The organism is Pseudomonas lyxosi (genome assembly GCF_047758685.1).
GTDB lineage: Bacteria > Pseudomonadota > Gammaproteobacteria > Pseudomonadales > Pseudomonadaceae > Aquipseudomonas > Aquipseudomonas lyxosi.
In genome coordinates this window covers 2,148,239-2,165,938 of record NZ_CP180481.1, presented here as the reverse complement: position 1 = coordinate 2,165,938, position 17,700 = coordinate 2,148,239, and the positions used below count along the sequence as shown (strand labels likewise).

Annotated in this window: 14 protein-coding genes and 1 pseudogene; 12 read left to right on the top strand and 3 right to left on the bottom strand. The window is 60.2% G+C overall.

Annotated features, from left to right (window positions below):
* Window positions 1–158: 158 nt before the first annotated feature.
* The 3 genes from ACMXYI_RS10030 to ACMXYI_RS10020 all read right to left on the bottom strand — a co-directional run bounded on the left by ACMXYI_RS10030 (window position 159) and on the right by ACMXYI_RS10020 (window position 2,335).
* Window positions 159–530 carry a translation initiation factor Sui1 gene (locus tag ACMXYI_RS10030; RefSeq protein WP_415773097.1) on the bottom strand — a complete coding sequence of 124 codons (372 nt, stop codon included), beginning with the start codon at window positions 528–530 and terminating at the stop codon, window positions 159–161.
* A 176-nt stretch (window positions 531–706) separates the two neighbouring features.
* Complete coding sequence (locus ACMXYI_RS10025) at window positions 707–1,264, bottom strand: NUDIX hydrolase (RefSeq protein WP_008153742.1); 558 nt, start codon at window positions 1,262–1,264, stop codon at window positions 707–709.
* A 3-nt stretch (window positions 1,265–1,267) separates the two neighbouring features.
* Window positions 1,268–2,335, bottom strand: a complete 1,068-nt coding sequence (locus ACMXYI_RS10020) for a DUF2333 family protein (RefSeq protein ID WP_415773096.1) — start codon at window positions 2,333–2,335, stop codon at window positions 1,268–1,270.
* Window positions 2,336–2,621: 286 nt separating this feature from the next.
* Between ACMXYI_RS10020 and gcbA the strand changes: the two genes are divergently transcribed.
* The 12 genes and pseudogenes from gcbA to purD all read left to right on the top strand — a co-directional run bounded on the left by gcbA (window position 2,622) and on the right by purD (window position 17,636).
* On the top strand, window positions 2,622–4,292 hold the full coding sequence (gene gcbA / locus ACMXYI_RS10015) for a diguanylate cyclase GcbA (protein ID WP_415773095.1): 1,671 nt from the start codon (window positions 2,622–2,624) through the stop codon (window positions 4,290–4,292).
* Between the two features lie 1,492 nt (window positions 4,293–5,784).
* A pseudogene (locus ACMXYI_RS10010) lies at window positions 5,785–6,291 on the top strand (methyl-accepting chemotaxis protein); the annotation flags it as partial.
* Between the two features lie 164 nt (window positions 6,292–6,455).
* A complete protein-coding gene (locus ACMXYI_RS10005; RefSeq protein WP_415773094.1) occupies window positions 6,456–8,195 on the top strand; it encodes a protein-disulfide reductase DsbD in 1,740 nt (579 codons plus the stop codon).
* A 131-nt stretch (window positions 8,196–8,326) separates the two neighbouring features.
* Window positions 8,327–8,779, top strand: a complete 453-nt coding sequence (aroQ, locus tag ACMXYI_RS10000; RefSeq protein ID WP_129438831.1) for a type II 3-dehydroquinate dehydratase — start codon at window positions 8,327–8,329, stop codon at window positions 8,777–8,779.
* Window positions 8,780–8,825: 46 nt separating this feature from the next.
* Window positions 8,826–9,287: an acetyl-CoA carboxylase biotin carboxyl carrier protein gene (gene accB, locus ACMXYI_RS09995; protein ID WP_008153753.1), complete on the top strand. Its 462-nt coding sequence runs from the start codon at window positions 8,826–8,828 to the stop codon at window positions 9,285–9,287.
* Between the two features lie 17 nt (window positions 9,288–9,304).
* Complete coding sequence (gene accC, locus ACMXYI_RS09990) at window positions 9,305–10,663, top strand: acetyl-CoA carboxylase biotin carboxylase subunit (protein WP_111449189.1); 1,359 nt, start codon at window positions 9,305–9,307, stop codon at window positions 10,661–10,663.
* Between the two features lie 168 nt (window positions 10,664–10,831).
* Window positions 10,832–11,710: a 50S ribosomal protein L11 methyltransferase gene (gene prmA / locus ACMXYI_RS09985; RefSeq protein WP_415773093.1), complete on the top strand. Its 879-nt coding sequence runs from the start codon at window positions 10,832–10,834 to the stop codon at window positions 11,708–11,710.
* Between the two features lie 30 nt (window positions 11,711–11,740).
* Window positions 11,741–12,949 (top strand): DUF3426 domain-containing protein, encoded by a 1,209-nt coding sequence (locus tag ACMXYI_RS09980; protein ID WP_415773092.1) that lies wholly within the window; start codon window positions 11,741–11,743, stop codon window positions 12,947–12,949.
* 185 nt (window positions 12,950–13,134) lie between these two features.
* The gene (dusB, locus tag ACMXYI_RS09975; RefSeq protein ID WP_017336338.1) at window positions 13,135–14,145 is read left to right on the top strand and encodes a tRNA dihydrouridine synthase DusB; all 1,011 of its coding nucleotides are present in this window, start codon (window positions 13,135–13,137) and stop codon (window positions 14,143–14,145) included.
* Window positions 14,142–14,462, top strand: coding sequence for a DNA-binding transcriptional regulator Fis (gene fis, locus ACMXYI_RS09970; protein WP_007907419.1), 321 nt, complete (start codon window positions 14,142–14,144; stop codon window positions 14,460–14,462). Before dusB ends, fis begins: the two co-directional genes overlap by 4 nt.
* An 81-nt stretch (window positions 14,463–14,543) precedes the next feature.
* On the top strand, window positions 14,544–16,151 hold the full coding sequence (gene purH, locus ACMXYI_RS09965; RefSeq protein ID WP_415773091.1) for a bifunctional phosphoribosylaminoimidazolecarboxamide formyltransferase/IMP cyclohydrolase: 1,608 nt from the start codon (window positions 14,544–14,546) through the stop codon (window positions 16,149–16,151).
* 189 nt (window positions 16,152–16,340) lie between these two features.
* Window positions 16,341–17,636 (top strand): phosphoribosylamine--glycine ligase, encoded by a 1,296-nt coding sequence (gene purD / locus ACMXYI_RS09960; RefSeq protein WP_415773090.1) that lies wholly within the window; start codon window positions 16,341–16,343, stop codon window positions 17,634–17,636.
* Window positions 17,637–17,700: the final 64 nt, after the last annotated feature.

The window sequence follows — 17,700 nt, the reverse complement described above, 5'->3', positions numbered from 1 at the left end:
GAATGAAAATGACGGTTCGTCAACGAGGGGATAGACCTCGCTGACCGCAGTGAGTTTAGAAACCGGTCAGAACAGGCTCTGTGAAAACCATGTAGACGACGCCAAACCTGAATCGGATCAGGGCTGGATCAAGCCGAGGGTGGTTTTCACAGAGGCTGCTAGCCGCCGGACTTCTTCGCTTTGAAACCCTGTTTGATCAGCTCGGCCAAGAGTAGCTCGACATGATCACCCTGGATTTCAATGATTCCGTCTTTCAACGCACCACCGGTCCCGCAACGTTTCTTCAACGTGGTCGCCAGGTCCTTGAGTGCGTCTTCGGCCAACGGCACGCCGGTGATGGTGGTCACCGTCTTGCCGCCACGGCCCTTGCTTTCGCGACGCACGCGAGCGATGCCGTCGCCGGCCGGGATAACGGTCTGTTTGCAGATGCAGGCATCCACCGGTTGACTGCAATCCGGGCAATGACGACCTGCGTCGGTGGAAAATACCAGGCCACCTAGGGCGGCGAAGGATGCGGCTTTTTTGGCCACCGGCAATCCTCTTGGGAGGACAAAGACTGGTCGCAGCACTTGGGCAAGGCTATCGACCGCGAAGCCCCACTCAGGCAGGGGCAGCGCTACTGAGCCAGGCAATGCTGGTTCAGCTTGAAAAGGTCGCGCAGTGTAACGGCAAAAAGCCGACTTGCTAAGAGCCAATCGGCGCCAATTTATGCCTCTTTTGCGACGTCCGACCCACGGGCGCGGAGATAGCGCTTCAATGCGGCCAGAGAGTCCGGGCAATATGGCTTTTGCTGGATTTCCAGCAGGACCTGATCGACGGGGATGAAGCGCGCCTCAAGAACTTCTTCGGGTTGCAGGATCAACGGGCCGTCCCACACCGCCGAAAACGCCGAACACCAGAGCCGATTGCCAGTGTCTTCGAAGAAAAAGTGATCATGGGCAGTCAGTTCCACACCGCTCACGCCCAGCTCTTCTTCCAGCTCGCGGGCAGCCGATTCGGCGTAGGTTTCGGTAGCGAGCACCATGCCCCCCGCCGCCACATCCCAGAAACCGGGATAAATGGCTTTGCTCAGTGTGCGTCGATGCACGCAGAGTTCACCGGCGGAATTGAACAGCATGATGTAAGTGCCGCGCCCGATCAGCCCGCGTTCACGCAGGTCGGAGCGGACCAGGGCGCCGAGCAGGTTGTCCTGCTCGTCGACCCAGGCGATCTGTTCGGCATCCGAGGCCGCGCGGTGCGCGACCTCTCTGGCGCTATCGACCATGACTTAGCCCTGATTGAGCAATTGACGCAAATCGATCACTGCGGCGTTGGCCCGGGAGATGTAGTTGGCCATGACCAGCGAATGGTTGGCCAGCACCCCGAAGCCGCTGCCATTAAGGATCATAGGACTCCAGACCGGCTCCTGCGAGGCTTCCAGTTCACGAATGATCTGGCGCACGCTGACCGTGGCGTTCTTCTTGGCCAGCACATCGGCGAAATCGACTTCGATGGCGCGCAGCAGATGGGACAAGGCCCACGCCTGACCGCGAGCTTCGTAGAACACGTTGTCGATCTGCATCCACGGGGTTTCGACTATTTCTTCGTCAACCTGTGGCACCTGCCCTGGGGCCAGGACTTCGGTTTTCAGCGCGGTGTTGAGCTTGACCCGGCCAACGCTGGCCGATAGCCGTTGCGACAGCGAACCCAAACGGGTGCCGACATCGCCCAGCCAGTTGTTCAGGTTGTCGGCGCGGGCATAGAACAGCGCACTTTTCTGACTCGGGTCGGACAGGCGCGCCTGATAACGGCTCAGGGAGTTGATGCCTTCCTGGTATTCAGACTCACTGGACGGCAGCACCCAGCTCTTGTTGTCGAAGTTGAAGCGCGGCTCGGCCTTGGCCAGGTCAGCATCTTCGGTGGACTGCGACTGCGAACGGGCGAAGTCTTTACGCATGGCACGACTCAGGTCGCGGACCTGGACCAACACGCCATATTCCCAGCTCGGCGTGTTATCCATCCACAGGCCCGGCGGAAAACGGTCGTTGGAAATGTAGCCACCCGGTTTGCTCAGCAATGTACCGGCGACGGTCTTGAGGGTTTCGACCGTGGTGTAGCCGATGACCATTTGCTTGCCTTCTTTCTCGGCGGCCATCTGCGCATTCTGCTGAACCGGGAACAGCGCAGGTTCCTGGCTCCAGTACCAGCCCAGCGCAATAGCCACCAGCAAGTAAATGGCAATCAGAGTGGCCAGCGCCCGGCTGAACAACAGGCCACCCAAGTAACTGCGGGTGGCCGATTTCGGTTCAGCGGCACGTTCAGGCGCGCTGCCCGCGCGGTTCTTCCAGTCCAGCATGGCGATATCCTTTCAATCACTTGAGTTCATCGGTTCGACCACAACCCTATCTCATCGTGCCTCGTTTGCCGCGCATTAAATCCTGCGCAAACACTACCCGCACAATGACCACGATCGACGGCCACTATAAATGAAGCACAGCTTCGATCCTATGCGACCAGTCGGTCAGCAACTGAATCAGGTCGCTTTGCAGTTAATTGACGTACGACACTCATACGATGGAAAAGAGGTGCTAGCATAGAGCCACCAGTCGATCTCAGCATGCACCCTAACTAGTAGTCAGGATATGACCGAGCCAGAAGACCCCAGCCGTGAGCGCCTCAAGCACTACTTTGCCCAGCGGGTAATTCATCAGGCACGTCAAATTCTTGAGATATGGCAGCGCCTGCAACGCAGCGAGTGGTCCACCACCGACTTATCGGAACTGAGCGAGGCCAATCTGCGCCTGCTGCGTTTCGCCGAGCGTTTCGAACAACCTGAACACACGCAGCTGGCACGCCACATCGGTCAGTCGCTGGAGGCTGTCGACGCCAATCGCGGACGCCTGAGCAGCGGACTGATCACTGATCTCAATCGTTTGATGCAGCGCCTGTCGCGCACCGGCCTGCGCCACGGCGACCAACTCGAACAAACCTTCCTGCCGCCGCTACGCAAGCCTATTTACGTGATGCTGCAAGATTACGACCGCGCCGAGCGTCTGGCCAAGCAACTGGAATTTTTCGGGCTCAGCGCGCAAGCCCTCGACAGCGTTGCGGCTTTCCGCTCTTCGATGATCGAGCGCTTGCCTGCGGCGATCGTCATGGACGTGGATTTCAGTGGCACCGGCATCGGCCTGAAACTGGCCGCCGAAGCCCAGGAAGGCCTCGATCATCAATTGCCGCTGTTGTTCTTTAGCCTGCACGAAACCGACACCCCGACCCGTCTCGCCGCCGTGCGTGCCGGTGGCCAGGAATTCCTGACCGGCACCCTCGAAGCCTCGAGCCTGCTGGAGAAAATCGAAGTCCTGACCTGCGTCGCCCAGTACGAACCTTATAAAGTGCTGATCATCGACGACTCCCGCGCCCAGGCCCTGCACACCGAGCGCCTGCTCAATAGCGCCGGGATCGTCACGCGGACTTTGATCGAGCCGATCCAGGCCATGGCCGAGCTCGCGGATTTCCAGCCAGACCTGATCATCCTCGACATGTACATGCCGGCCTGCACCGGTACTGAACTGGCCAAGGTGATCCGTCATAACGACCGTTATGTCAGCGTGCCGATCATTTACCTGTCGGCCGAAGACGATCTGGACAAGCAGCTCGACGCCATGAGCGAGGGCGGCGACGACTTCCTGACCAAACCGATCAAGCCCCGACACCTGATCACCACCGTGCGCAACCGCGCGGCACGGGCACGCAATCTGAAAGCGCGGATGGTCCGCGACAGCCTGACCGGCTTGTACAACCACACGCACATTCTGCAATTGCTCGAAGACTGTTCGTTCCGCGCCCGTCGCGAGAACAAGCCGCTGAGCTTTGCCATGCTCGACATCGACCACTTCAAACGGGTCAACGACAGCCACGGCCACCCCATGGGCGATCGGGTGATCAAGAGCCTGGCGCTGTTTCTCAAGCAACGCTTGCGCAAGACCGATTTCATCGGCCGTTACGGCGGTGAAGAATTCGCCATCGTCATGCCGGACACCGATCTCGAATCGGCCCACAAAGTGCTCGACGAAATCCGTCGACGTTTTGCCGAGATTCACTACCCGGCTCAACCGCAGGACCTCTGGTGCACGTTCAGCGCCGGGGTGGTGGAACTGTGTGACAACACCGACAGCGTAATGATGGCCAGCCAGGCAGACGAAGCGCTGTACCGCGCGAAGGACGCGGGACGCAACCGCGTGCAGGCCGCGCGGACGTCAAAGCAAAGTGCCACCTTTTCATCGGAATCGACCGATTCGGTCATAACCCTGTAACACAAACGCAATAAATTCAGGCGCTTACCATTCTGCCGCTGGTAGACCCGCGATGCGCCTGAAGCTGCTGACCAATCTCAATACCCTCCTTTTAGTCGCCGTGTGCGTGGCCCTTGGCGCCACACTGTGGTGGTCGCAAAAGGCTCTTGAGCGCCCCTATCTATTGATGGAGCGTTACCTGGGTTTGTCCCAGCAATTTCAAAATGAAGTCGCGCGCAACATCGAGGACTACCTCGCCAGCGGCGATGCCCTGCGCTTGAGCAGCGCCAGCCAGGCCATCGACGGCGTGCAAAAGGAACTCGGTGAGTTGCCGCCAGCATTGGCTGACACCTTGCGCCCGAGCCTGTCGAACCTCGAAGAATTCAGCAAAACCGACCTGCTGGCGGCCGGCAAACTGGCCGGTGATCCGCAAGCGCTGCTGCTGCAAGCCGAACGCGAACTCGGTGCCAGCCTCGATCAGCTCAGCCAATACGCCAGCGCTAACGCGGCGTATCTGACGCCGCTGCTCGCTGCCTCCCAGCACTTGGGCAAGTTGTCTCTGGCCCGGGACAAACTGGTCAGCAGCGGGCGCAGTGAATTGGCTGCCGATGTCGAGCGCGAAGTCAGCAACATCCGCACCCAGGCTGAGCTTCTGGAAACGTTGCCGCTGCTGGGTGTGACGAGCAAAAGTGAATCGGGCACGGATGATTTCGCGGCGATGATGGGTCTGGAGAACACCGAAAAGGCCGTTGCCGAGGATGCTGGCGTCGGCCTCAAGCGTGAATTGAACAGCCTCCTCACTCGCTACCCGGCCGAACTGGCGCGCACACGTGACCAGATCCAGAAACGCACCGACCTCAGCGCCGCCACTCACCTGAAAATCGCCGCCGTGCAGCAGGCCATTGCCGGACTGGAACCGGTGGTTCGCGCCCAGCACGGACAAATCCAGGGCGAAGTGCGGCTGATGCAAGGGGTGATGATTGGCCTGATTCTGCTGATTGCTTTGCTGATCGACACCTTGCAACGGAAACTGGCCCGGACGCTGACCAACCTCGCGCCGGCCCTTTCGACCTGGGCCGAGGGCGACTTCAGTCGGGACATTGAACTGGGCGCAACCAATCGCGAACTGCATGACATTCAAGCCTCGCTCAATCGCTTGCGTGCCTATCTGGTCGACCTGGTCGGGACCATTCGCCTCAACGCCGAACAGGTCGCCGGTAGCAGCCGAACCCTGGCCGAGTTGAGCAATGACCTGCACAGCGGCGCCGAACATCAGGCCGGCGACACGGCGCTGATCCGTGATTCTCTCGGTGAACTGGAAGCAACCATTCAACAGGTTGCCGGCGATGCCAGCCAGGCGGCCGACGCCAGCCGCCATGCCGGATTGGCGGTGGAGCATGGCCAGAAAGTCATCGGCTTGAGCCTCACCGGGCTGCATGCGCTGGTCGGTGAAGTGCAAGGCAACGCGCAGATGATCGAACACCTGGCCGAAGAGTCGGCGACCATCGGCGGCGTACTGACGGTGATCCGCTCGATTGCCGACCAGACCAACCTGCTGGCCCTGAACGCCGCCATCGAAGCGGCCCGGGCCGGGGAAATGGGTCGAGGGTTTGCGGTGGTGGCCGAAGAAGTTCGTTCACTGGCACAACGCACCGCTGGCGCCACAGCAGAGATCCAGACACTGATCGCCGGCTTGCAAACCGCCGCGCGACAATCGGTGGAAGGCATGCGCGCCCAAGTCGAACACGCCGAAGCCACCGCCAATCAGGCCCAGGCCGCCGACGGTGCGCTGGATAAAATCGTCGGTGCGATCCAGACCATTTCCGACACCGCCGTGCGCATCGCCGATGTCACCGCCCAGCAGAGCGGCGCCGTCAGCGAAATCCGCGATCACAGTGAGCGGATTCACCAATTGGGTGGGGATAACTTGCTGCGCATTGGTGAGGGACGCGTGCAAGGGGAGAATTTGTTGGTGCTGGGTGGACGACTGCATACAGCCGTTCAGGCCTTCCGCGTCTGACAGACCGCCATCGCGAGCAAGCTCGCTCCCACAAGAACAGCGCATAACCCTGTGGGAGCGGGCTTGCCCGCGATGACGCCAGAACAACCACCGCAAAACCCACCGCCCTGCACACCACGCTGCCGTCCGCTATCATGCCCTCACTTTCGATACGCGAGATTGTCATGCGCCGTTTGCTCTGCCTGTTGTTTTTAGTGCTCACCCTGCCGGCCACCGCCGCCGGCTTGCTGGACAGTCGACCCAGTTCGACGCTGGGCTCGATCAACAACAGCGCCGACTTTCTGCCGGTGCGCGAAGCTTTTCAGCTGAGCCTGGTCGAAAGCACACCGCAATCAATCAAACTGCGTTTCATCGCCACCGAGGGCTACTACCTCTATCGCCATCGCTTTCAGTTTCGCGCCGACCCGGCCGATGCAGGCCTGGGCGCCGCGCAAATGCCCAAGGGCGAGCAGAAGCATGATGAGTATTTCGGCGATGTCGAGGTCTACCACGGGATTCTCGATGTAGAGCTGCCGCGCACCGATCAACGCGCCTTCACCCTGGTGGTTACGTATCAGGGTTGCGCCGACAAAGGCTTGTGTTATCCACCCGAAACAGAGCGCCTGAGTATTGATGGCAGCGCTGGCGCGCCCCCGGCCTGGAGCTGGCGCGAGCTGGCGCTGTTCTTCCTCGCCGGCCTGGGTCTGACGTTCACGCCGTGTGTGCTGCCGATGCTGCCGATCCTGTCCGGCGTGGTGTTGCGTGGGCAGGTGGGTGGTTTGCGCGGCTTCAATCTGTCCCTCGCTTATGTGCTGCCAATGGCCGCCTGCTTCGCCCTGCTCGGGGCATTGATGGGGATGTTCGGCGCACAACTCAATCTTCAGGCGCGGCTGCAATCGGCGTGGGTGCTGGTGCCGTTCGCGATGTTTTTTGCGCTGTTTGCCTTGGCGATGTTTGGCGTCTTCGAACTCAAGTTGCCTCACGCCATCAGCAGTCGGCTGGATCGGATCGCCGGCCGCACCGAAGGCGGTTCGTTGTGGGGCGCCGCTGTGCTAGGCGTGGTTTCCAGCCTGCTGGTTTCGCCCTGCGTCTCGGCACCGCTGGCCGGCGCGCTGCTGTACATCAGCGCCAGCGGCGATGCATTGGGCGGTGGTCTGAAACTGTTCATGCTCGGCCTTGGCATGGGTGCACCGCTGTTGCTGGTCGCCACCGGTGGCGCCGCCTGGCTGCCGAAAAGCGGCCCTTGGCTGATCTATGTGAAAAACGCGATTGGCGTTTTGTTGCTGGGGTTGGCGATCGGTCTGCTCAGTCGAGTACTGCCGGGCCAGATCACGCTGCTGCTGATCGGCTTGTTGGCCGGTGGCGCTGGCTTGTTCATGGGTGCGCTGGAGTTCGTCTACAAACCGCCGAGAAAACGCCTGGCCCAATTGCTTGGGATGTTCCTGCTGTTTTACGCGCTGGCGTGTTGGTACGGAGCGTTCAGCGGCCAGACCGACCCGCTCAATCCGATTGGCCAGCCGCGCACGGTTGCCGGCAACGAGCAACCGCAAAATACCAGCGCCTGGCAAACCGTCAGCACCCCGGCAGACCTGGACCGCGTCCTCGCCGAAGCCAAATCATCGGGCACCCCGCTGCTGCTCGACTGGTACGCCGACTGGTGCATCAGTTGCAAAGTCATCGAACATAAGGTGCTCAACGACGCCAAGGTCGTCGAACGCCTCAAAGGCTATCGACTGATCCGCTTCGATATCACCGCCAGCAACGCCGAGCAACGCGCCCTGCTCGACCGCTACAAACTGTTCGGCCCGCCAGCGCTGATGTTTTTCGGCAAGGACGGCGTCGAACACGCCGATGTGCGAGTGATCGGCGAGATCAACGCCACCGACTTCGCCGAACGTGTTGCGAAAGCAAATGACCGGATTTAATAACCCGGTCACATATTTCGCGCAAACATCGGCCATCGTGCTGGCTATTGCATAGAACTGGACAGTCACAAAGGCTTTGCGGCATAGTCGCCGGGTTCTGACAATTGCACACAGATAACAAGGAACAGCAGATGGCGACGCTACTGGTTCTGCACGGACCCAACCTGAACATGCTCGGCACCCGTGAGCCGGGCACCTACGGCGCTACGACACTGGCGCAGATCAACCAGGACCTGGAACGCCGTGCCCGTGAAGCCGGCCACCATTTGCTGCACCTGCAAAGCAACGCCGAGTACGAATTGATCGACCGCATCCACGCTGCCCGCAGCGAAGGTGTGGACTTCATTCTGATCAACCCAGCAGCTTTTACGCACACAAGTGTCGCTTTACGTGACGCGCTGCTGGCGGTGAGCATCCCATTCATCGAAGTGCATTTGTCTAACGTGCACAAACGCGAACCTTTCCGCCATCACTCTTACTTCTCCGATGTAGCGGTGGGAGTGATCTGCGGCCTTGGCGCCAGCGGTTATCGACTGGCCCTGGAGGCTGCACTAGAGCTGCTTGAAAGACAGGCAACGGCTTGAACAACAAGCGTAACGCCCCTGACCGACCCTTGGGAGTTGATGATTCATGGATATCCGTAAAGTTAAGAAACTGATCGAACTGCTGGAAGAGTCCGGCATCGACGAGCTCGAGATCAAGGAAGGCGAAGAGTCCGTACGCATCAGCCGTCACAGCAAGACCCCGGCTCAGCAGTACTACGCACCGGCTCCAATGCATGCTCCGGCGCCTGCGCCTGTTGCTGCTGCCCCGGTTGCTGCCGCCGCACCTGCTGCTCCGGCCGCGCCAGTTCTGAACGGCAACGTTGCCCGTTCGCCTATGGTCGGTACCTTCTATCGCAAGTCTTCGCCATCCTCGCCGTCCTTCGTTGAAGTCGGCCAGACCGTGAAGAAAGGCGACACCCTGTGCATCGTCGAAGCCATGAAGATGATGAACCACATCGAAGCTGAATCCAGCGGTGTGATCGAATCCATCCTCGTCGAAGACGGCCAGCCGGTTGAGTACGACCAACCGCTGTTCACCATCGTTTGAACCGCGGAGAAACTTTGATGACTGCGAAGTTGGAAAAAGTTCTGATCGCCAACCGCGGTGAGATCGCCCTGCGGATTCTGCGTGCCTGCAAAGAGATGGGCATCAAGACTGTCGCCGTTTACTCCAAGGCCGACAAAGAGCTGATGCACCTGGGTCTGGCAGACGAATCCGTCTGCATCGGCCCGGCCTCGGCCGCGCACTCTTATCTGCACATCCCGGCAATCATCGCCGCGGCTGAAGTGACCGGCGCTACCGCCATTCACCCAGGCTACGGTTTCCTTGCGGAAAACGCTGATTTCGCTGAACAGGTCGAGAACTCCGGCTTCGCCTTCATTGGCCCGAAAGCCGACACCATTCGCCTGATGGGCGACAAGGTATCGGCCAAGCACGCCATGATCGCTGCGGGCGTTCCAACCGTTCCGGGTTCCGACGGCCCATTGCCTGAAGACGAAGAAACCGCTCTGCGCATCGGTCGCGAAGTCGGTTACCCGGTGATCATCAAAGCCGCTGGCGGCGGTGGTGGTCGCGGCATGCGCGTTGTGCATAAAGAAGAAGACCTGATCTCCTCGGCGAAACTGACCCGCTCCGAAGCCGGCGCGGCGTTCGGCAACCCGATGGTCTATCTGGAAAAATTCCTGACCAACCCACGTCACGTGGAAGTTCAGGTACTTTCCGACGGCCAGGGCCACGCCATCCATCTGGGCGACCGCGATTGCTCGCTGCAACGTCGTCACCAGAAGGTTCTCGAAGAGGCACCGGCACCGGGCATCGACGAGAAGGCACGGGCTGAAGTCCTCGCACGCTGCGTCAAGGCTTGTATCGACATCAACTACCGTGGCGCGGGTACTTTCGAGTTCCTGTACGAGAACGGCGCGTTCTATTTCATCGAAATGAACACCCGCGTTCAGGTTGAGCACCCGGTTTCGGAAATGGTCACCGGCATCGACATCGTCAAGGAGATGCTCAGCATCGCCGCTGGCAACAAGCTGTCGTACACCCAGGAAGACGTGGTCATCCGCGGTCACGCGCTGGAATGCCGGATCAACGCCGAAGACCCGAAAACCTTCATGCCGAGCCCAGGCACGGTCAAGCATTTCCACGCACCAGGCGGCAACGGCGTTCGCGTCGATTCCCACCTGTACAGTGGCTATGCCGTTCCGCCGAACTACGATTCGTTGATCGGCAAGCTGATCACCTACGGCGCAACCCGTGACGAAGCCCTGGCGCGCATGCGCAATGCGCTGGACGAAATCGTGGTTGACGGGATCAAGACCAACATCCCGCTGCACCGCGACCTGGTCCGTGATGAAGGCTTCTGCAAAGGTGGAATCAACATCCACTACCTGGAACACAAGCTGGCTGGCGAAAAGCACTAAGCTTCGACCCAATCAACAAAGCCGCCTTCGGGCGGCTTTGTTGTTTCTGAAGGTTTCATAATGTGCACGCGAGCAAGGCCGCTCCCACAAAAGCCCCGCGCTCGCGTAAACTTGCGCGCTTCTCGCAGCCCGCTAGGCTGCAATCAATATTTTTCAAAGGTGCCCGCCATGCCTTGGCTGCAAGTCCGTCTCGCCATCAGCCCAGAACAAGCCGAAACCTACGAAGACGCTTTCCTTGAAGTGGGCGCCGTGTCGGTGACGTTCATGGACGCCGAAGATCAGCCGATCTTCGAGCCGGAACTCAACACCACCCCGCTGTGGTCGCACACGCACCTGCTGGCCCTGTTCGAAGGTGGCACCGAAGCCGCCACCGTACTGGCCCACCTTGAGTTGCTGACCGGCAGTCCGCTGCCCGAGCATCACAGCGAAGTCATCGAAGACCAGGACTGGGAACGTAGCTGGATGGACGGTTTCCAGCCGATGCGTTTCGGCCAGCGCCTGTGGATCGTTCCAAGCTGGCACGCCGCACCCGAGCCTGACGCCGTCAACCTGCTGCTGGATCCGGGCCTGGCGTTCGGCACCGGCACTCACCCGACTACCGCGCTGTGCCTGGAATGGCTCGACGGTCAGGACCTGAAAGACTGCAACGTGCTGGACTTCGGTTGCGGTTCAGGGATTCTGGCCATCGCTGCCCTGCTGCTGGGCGCCAAGGAAGCCGTCGGTACCGATATCGACGTGCAGGCCCTGGAAGCGTCCCGCGATAACGCTGGGCGCAACAATATTGCCGAAGAGCTCTTCCCACTGTACCTGCCAGAAGACTTGCCGCAGGTTCAGGCCGACGTGCTGGTGGCCAACATTCTTGCCGGACCGCTGGTTTCCCTGGCGCCGCAATTGTCCAGCCTGGTCAAGCCGGGCGGTCGTCTGGCGCTGTCAGGCATCCTCGCCGAGCAAGGTGAAGAAGTCGCCAAAGCCTACGCTCAGGACTTCGATCTGGACCCGATCGCCAATCGCGATGGCTGGGTGCGCATCACTGGCCGTCGGCGCTAGAATGAACGCCTGCATAAACCGGATCGCCGCATGACCGACAGCTTCGTCACCCAGTGCCCGCATTGCCAAACCAGCTTCCGTGTCAGCCATGCTCAATTGAGCGTGGCCCGCGGGGTGGTTCGTTGCGGCTCGTGTTTGCAGGTGTTCAACGCCGCCAAGCAGCTACTTGAGCAACGGGCTGGCAAAGATGCGATCACGCCGGCGGCCCCGGTCCCGGCCATCGTCGAACCGCCGGAGCCGCGGGCCATCAGCCAAAAGCAATGGAGCGCCGCCGAGCTGGATCTGGACAGTCTGGACCTGGACGAAGAACTCGCCCGCCTCGAACAACGGGAGATCCAGCCGACCACGGAATTCGGCCGGCCCCGCGAAGACAACCTGAGTGCCAGCCGGGATACCGTCGAGCACGAAGAAGCGCCGTGGCCCGACAGCCTGTTCAGCGAATCGGCTGCCGATCGTGCGCAGACCACCGACTTGCCAGAGCTGGAACTCGATCCGGACAAATACTCGCGTACCGAACCTTCGCTGTCCCTGGAACCGGTGGAACTGGACGACGAGTCTGTGCCGCCACAGCTGCGCCTGCACGACCCACTCGACGCACCGATGCATCACGAACGCCTGTCGGCGACCGATGATATCGACGACGATCTGCCCTCGATCGAACCTGTGCGCAAAAAGCGTGAGCCGGCTGTCCGCGCCGAAGCCCTGCAAGACCTGACCGATGACCCATTGCAACTTGACTGGCAAAAACGCCGCTCACCCTGGGGCCGCCGATTTTTCTGGCTGCTGTTGATCCTGCTCGGCGCCGCCGCGCTCGCCGGCCAGTACATCGCCTACCATTTCGAGGAGCTGGCGCGTCAGGACCAGTACCGTCCGTGGTTCCAGCAACTGTGCCCGCAAATCGGCTGCACCGTGCCATCCAAAGTCGACATCGCCAAAATCAAAAGCAGCAACCTGGTGGTCCGCAGTCACCCGGACTTCAACGGTGCACTGGTGGTCGACGCAATCATCTACAACCGTGCGCCCTTCTCCCAGCCTTTCCCGCTGCTGGAGTTGCGGTTTGCCGACCTCAACGGCCACCTGATCGCCAGCCGTCGCTTCAAGCCCGGCGAGTACCTCAACGGCGATCTCGAAGGGATGGCGGAGATGCCTCCGCAAACGCCGATCCACATCGCGCTGGATATCCTCGATCCAGGCTCCAAAGCGGTGAATTACAGCCTGAGCTTCCATTCGCCCGAGTGAAACGGTTCAGTGTTACGGCTTTGACGGCATATTTCTGACTTTGACCGCTCACACCAAACCGCTGGCGATAACAGAATAACTGTTCAGATTTTGTTCAATTCAGCCTTTATCCAGTCATCGAGAGCGGGTATCATGCCAACCCTTTTTCGAACTCTCATGATCCGACCCCACAACAGGGAAGTCCTATGTCGGCGGTACGCATCGGTCCTTACACATTGCACAACGGCTTGATTCTCGCCCCGATGGCGGGGGTCACAGACCAACCCTTTCGTCAGCTGTGCAAGCGACTGGGCGCAGGACTTGTAGTCTCGGAAATGGTCACCAGCGACATGAGCTTGTGGAACACCCGCAAATCGCGGATGCGCATGATCCACGAAGGTGATCCCGAGCCCCGCTCGGTACAGATCGCCGGTGGTGATGCACAGATGCTGGCGGATGCAGCCCGGGCCAACGTTGAACTGGGCGCACAGATTATTGATATCAACATGGGCTGTCCGGCGAAGAAGGTCTGCAACAAGGCCGCCGGTTCCGCACTGTTGAAAGATGAAGCATTGGTGACCGAGATCCTGCAGGCCGTAGTGGCTGCGGTTGATGTGCCGGTCACCCTGAAGATCCGCACCGGCTGGGACCGGGACAACAAGAACGGCCTGACCGTGGCGAAGATCGCCGAGCAGGCAGGCATTACGGCGTTGGCGGTCCATGGCCGCACCCGTGCCGATCTGTACACCGGCGAAGCCGAGTACGACACCATTGCCGCGATCAAGCAGGCCGTGTCGATTCCGGTCTTTGCCAATGGCGATATCGATTCGCCAGAGAAAGCCCGGTACGTGCTCGATGCGACCGGTGCCGATGGCCTGCTGGTAGGCCGGGCCGCCCAGGGGCGGCCATGGATTTTTCGTGAGATCGATCATTTTCTGCGTACCGGCGAGAAACTCCCGGCACTGGAACTGATCGAGGTGGAACGCATTCTGCTAGAGCATCTGGCTGCGCTGCACGTCTTCTATGGAGACGTCATGGGCGTACGCATTGCTCGAAAGCATGTGGGCTGGTATCTCGCAACCTTGCCGGGCGCCAGGGAGTTTCGCGCCCACTTCAATCGTTTGGAAGATACGGAAGCACAATGCGCCAACGTTCAGGGCTTCTTCGCCGAACGTTACAAGAGCCTGACAGGGGACGGAGAAGAGGTGGCCGCATGACGATGATGACCGAGACTTTAGTGAGTGGAACAACACCCGTGAGCGACAACGTGAATTTGAAACAGCACCTCAATACGCCGAGCGAAGAAGGTCAGACCCTTCGCGGGAGTGTCGAGAAGGCGCTGCACAATTATTTCGCCCACCTTGAAGGCGCTGCCGTCACGGATGTGTACAACCTGGTGCTCTCCGAAGTCGAGGCTCCCCTGCTCGAGTGCGTGATGAACTACGTCAAGGGCAACCAGACCAAGGCCAGCGAGCTGCTCGGACTGAACCGAGGCACGCTGCGCAAGAAACTCAAGCAGTACGATTTGCTGTAAGCATTCAATCAAACCAGAAAGGCGCCCGCGTAAAAACGGTCGCCTTTTTTGCTGACTCCTTTGCTTTTGATGGAAATTGAAATGACCGACCAGACTACCCGCCTGCCGATCCGCCGCGCCTTGATCAGCGTTTCCGACAAGACCGGGATCCTCGAATTCGCCAAAGAGCTTGAAGCCCTGGGTGTCGAGATCCTCTCCACCGGCGGAACGTTCAAGCTGCTGCGCGACAACGGTGTTGCCGCAGTGGAAGTCGCGGATTACACCGGTTTCGCAGAAATGATGGACGGTCGGGTGAAAACCCTGCACCCGAAAATCCACGGCGGGATCCTCGGTCGTCGCGGTATCGACGACGCCATCATGAACGAGCACGACATCAAGCCGATCGACCTGGTAGCGGTCAACCTGTACCCGTTCGAAGCGACTATCAACAAGCCAGGCTGCGACCTGCCGACCGCGATCGAGAACATCGATATCGGAGGCCCGACCATGGTCCGTTCGGCTGCAAAAAACCACAAAGACGTGGCCATCGTGGTGAATGCCAGCGACTACGCCAGCGTCCTCGAAAGCCTCAAGGCCGGCGGCCTGACCTACGCTCAGCGTTTCGACCTGATGCTAAAGGCCTTCGAACACACCGCTGCCTATGACGGCATGATCGCCAACTACATGGGCACCGTGAACCAGGCGGCTGACACCCTCAGCACCGAAGGTCGCAGCGAGTTCCCGCGCACCTTCAACAGCCAGTTCGTCAAGGCTCAGGAAATGCGCTACGGCGAGAACCCGCACCAGAGCGCGGCGTTCTACGTTGAAGCCAAGCCTGCCGAAGTCGGTATCGCCACCGCGACCCAACTGCAAGGCAAAGAGCTGTCGTACAACAACGTGGCCGACACCGACGCCGCGCTGGAATGCGTGAAGAGTTTCGTCAAACCGGCCTGCGTGATCGTCAAGCACGCCAACCCGTGCGGCGTGGCCGTCAGCCCGGACGCCGAAGGTGGCATCCGTCAGGCTTACGAACTGGCCTACGCCACCGACACCGAGTCGGCGTTCGGCGGCATCATCGCCTTCAACCGCGAGCTGGATGCTGAAACCGCCAAGGCCATCGTCGAGCGTCAGTTCGTCGAAGTGATCATCGCCCCTTCCGTCAGCGAAGAAGCTCGCGCCATCGTGGCTGCCAAAGCCAACGTGCGCCTGCTGGCCTGTGGCGAGTGGTCGGCTGATCGCGCCGCTGCGTGGGACTACAAACGCGTCAACGGTGGCCTGCTGGTGCAGAGCCGCGACATCGGCATGATCGGTGCCGACGACTTGAAAGTCGTGACCAAACGCGCCCCGACCGAGCAAGAGATCCACGACCTGATCTTCGCCTGGAAAGTCGCCAAATACGTTAAGTCCAACGCCATCGTCTACGCCAAGAACCGTCAGACCATCGGTGTCGGCGCTGGCCAGATGAGCCGCGTGAACTCCGCTCGTATTGCAGCGATCAAGGCTGAACACGCTGGTTTGCAAGTGCAGGGTTCGGTCATGGCGTCGGATGCGTTCTTCCCGTTCCGTGATGGCCTGGACAATGCGGCCAAGGCAGGCGTCACTGCGGTAATCCAGCCAGGCGGCTCGATGCGTGATAACGAAGTGATTGCAGCGGCTGACGAGGCCGGCATAGCCATGGTTTTCACCGGCATGCGCCACTTCCGTCACTAATCAGACAACGGCCGCACTGAAGCCGGCATCTGCTGCGTTGGAGCCGACCTCGATGATGCTCATTGCCAAAAGGCAACTCCGCTCATCGAGGTCGACTTCGCCTTGCATCTACCGACTTCATTGCGACCTCCTACGGCGTGAAGCGCTTTAGGTTCTAAAACAGAATTAGCGTCATCCGAGGTTTTTGAAATGAATGTTTTGATCATTGGCAGCGGTGGCCGTGAACACGCCCTGGCCTGGAAAGTGGCTCAGGATCCGCGTGTGCAGAAAGTTTTCGTGGCTCCGGGCAACGCCGGCACCGCCATTGAAGCCAAGTGCGAGAACGTCGCTATCGACGTGCTGGCACTCGAACAGCTTGCTGACTTCGCCGAGAAGAATGTTTCCCTGACCATCGTCGGCCCGGAAGTGCCGCTGGTCGCTGGTGTCGTCGATCTGTTCCGCTCCCGTGGCCTGGATTGCTTCGGTCCAACCGCTGGCGCTGCTCAGCTGGAAGGTTCGAAAGCCTTCACCAAGGATTTCCTGGCGCGCCACAAGATCCCGACCGCCGACTACCAGAACTTCACCGAGATCGAGCCGGCCCTGGCTTATCTGCGTGAAAAAGGCGCACCGATCGTGATCAAGGCCGATGGCCTGGCCGCCGGTAAAGGCGTGATCGTTGCCATGACGTTGACCGAAGCCGAAGACGCCGTGCGCGACATGCTCGCAGGTAACGCATTCGGTGATGCCGGTTCGCGCGTGGTGATCGAAGAGTTTCTGGATGGCGAAGAAGCCAGCTTCATCGTCATGGTCGACGGCAAGAACGTATTGCCGATGGCCACCAGCCAGGACCACAAACGCGTCGGCGACGGCGACACCGGTCCGAACACCGGCGGCATGGGTGCCTACTCCCCTGCCCCGGTCGTGACCGCTGAAGTGCACAAGCGCGTCATGGACCTGGTGATCTGGCCAACCGTGCGCGGCATGGCCGATGAAGGCAACGTCTACACCGGTTTCCTGTACGCCGGTCTGATGATCGACAAAGCCGGTAACCCAAAAGTTATCGAGTTCAACTGCCGTTTCGGCGACCCTGAGACCCAACCGGTGATGCTGCGTTTGCAGTCGAGCCTGGTGTTGCTGGTCGAAGCGGCGCTGGCGCAAGCCCTGGACAAGGTCGAAGCACAATGGGATCCGCGTCCGAGCGTCGGCATCGTGCTGGCGGCTGGCGGCTATCCTGGTGACTACGCTAAAGGCGTTGCCATCAACGGTCTCGATGCAGCTGCAGCACTGGAAGGCAAAGTCTTCCACGCCGGAACTGCACTCAAGGACGGTCAAGTGGTGACGGCCGGTGGTCGGGTACTCTGCGCCACGGCAATGGGTGTCAGCGTCGATGCCGCTCAGCAGCAGGCTTACAAGCTGGCGGCCAAAATTGACTGGGAAGGCTGTTTCTATCGCAAGGACATTGGCTACCGTGCCATTGCCCGCGAGCGTGGCGAAAATCAGGAATAAGAGCGCCATTGGGCCAGGCAAGGGCTTCGGGTCCTTGCCGGACTATTCCGGCGCCGCGCATAGT

Bases quoted from the DNA above. Each gene is read 5' to 3' on its own strand.
- ACMXYI_RS10005 (WP_415773094.1), top strand. From the start codon at position 6,456: ATGCGCCGTTTGCTCTGCCTGTTGTTTTTAGTGCTCACCCTGCCGGCC.
- accB (WP_008153753.1), top strand. From the start codon at position 8,826: ATGGATATCCGTAAAGTTAAGAAACTGATCGAACTGCTGGAAGAGTCC.
- purH (WP_415773091.1), top strand. From the start codon at position 14,544: ATGACCGACCAGACTACCCGCCTGCCGATCCGCCGCGCCTTGATCAGC.
- purD (WP_415773090.1), top strand. From the start codon at position 16,341: ATGAATGTTTTGATCATTGGCAGCGGTGGCCGTGAACACGCCCTGGCC.
- prmA (WP_415773093.1), top strand. From the start codon at position 10,832: ATGCCTTGGCTGCAAGTCCGTCTCGCCATCAGCCCAGAACAAGCCGAA.
- dusB (WP_017336338.1), top strand. From the start codon at position 13,135: ATGTCGGCGGTACGCATCGGTCCTTACACATTGCACAACGGCTTGATT.
- ACMXYI_RS09980 (WP_415773092.1), top strand. From the start codon at position 11,741: ATGACCGACAGCTTCGTCACCCAGTGCCCGCATTGCCAAACCAGCTTC.
- accC (WP_111449189.1), top strand. From the start codon at position 9,305: ATGACTGCGAAGTTGGAAAAAGTTCTGATCGCCAACCGCGGTGAGATC.
- ACMXYI_RS10025 (WP_008153742.1), bottom strand. From the start codon at position 1,264: ATGGTCGATAGCGCCAGAGAGGTCGCGCACCGCGCGGCCTCGGATGCC.
- gcbA (WP_415773095.1), top strand. From the start codon at position 2,622: ATGACCGAGCCAGAAGACCCCAGCCGTGAGCGCCTCAAGCACTACTTT.
- ACMXYI_RS10020 (WP_415773096.1), bottom strand. From the start codon at position 2,335: ATGCTGGACTGGAAGAACCGCGCGGGCAGCGCGCCTGAACGTGCCGCT.
- aroQ (WP_129438831.1), top strand. From the start codon at position 8,327: ATGGCGACGCTACTGGTTCTGCACGGACCCAACCTGAACATGCTCGGC.
- fis (WP_007907419.1), top strand. From the start codon at position 14,142: ATGACGATGATGACCGAGACTTTAGTGAGTGGAACAACACCCGTGAGC.